Genomic DNA, 804 nt, shown 5'->3' with positions numbered 1-804 from the left:
ACTTTCCTCGAACCGTCGGATTCCGGCGGATATTGCCGGATCCGGAATGCCTAAAGAGCGTTCCCGGGCGATCGCGGCATCCGCGGCCTCGCGTTCGGCACGGGCGACCTGAAGACGTAAGGCCGAACGTGACGCGAGCAGCGTCGCCGGAGGTTCGATCTCGGGGAACACCGAAGGCACGTCCGTAGCAGGTGTTGCCTCGCCCCAAAGCGCGGCTAGCGCGTTCCTCGCCGTACTGTCGGCAGCCAGGGCCGCTTCAAGCTCCGCGAGCGCCTCCGCAAGTGCCGCTTCGGCACGAAGCGAGCGCAGGGGAGGCTCCCGCCCGACATCGACCAGTACGCCTGCGATCCTGGCAAGCTCGCGATTGCGCTCGACTATGTCGCGCGCGAGTTCCAATCGGGCTGCCGCAGCGACGGCTTCGACATAGCGTTCGCGCACCGATCGCCCGAGCTGAGCAACCGAGAGCGCTCCTGAAAGGGTCGCGACGCGCGCTTCCGCCTGGGCGGCGCGGACGCGCGCTCCTCGTTTGCCGCCCAATTCGAGCCGCTGGCTCAGGGACAAAGTGTACTCGGTGGCCTGCAATCCCGAAAATGCGCCGCTTCCGGCAATGTTTTCGGCTTCGAGAGCAATTTCGGGGTTGGGCCGCAGCCGCGCCTGGTCGACCAGGGCCCGCGCCGCGTCGGCTTCGGCCCGCGGTCCGATCAGGCGCGGATTTTCTGGGGGCTCATCTGCGCTGTCGACGATGCCCGCACGAGCGAGCGCAGCTTCGAGCGTCAGAAGCTCACGCTCCTGCGCCGCCACGGC

Annotated in this window: 1 protein-coding gene; it reads right to left on the bottom strand. The window is 67.8% G+C overall.

The genetic code is table 11. The features are described 5' to 3' along the window. Window positions 1-804: TolC family protein (locus KYK83_RS17090; protein WP_222829103.1), on the bottom strand; the 804-nt coding region annotated here is incomplete at both ends.

The organism is Qipengyuania pacifica (assembly GCF_019857205.1).
Lineage (GTDB): Bacteria > Pseudomonadota > Alphaproteobacteria > Sphingomonadales > Sphingomonadaceae > Qipengyuania > Qipengyuania pacifica.
Note: the sequence above shows the minus strand (reverse complement) of the source record. Positions and strands in the feature narration are given on the sequence as shown.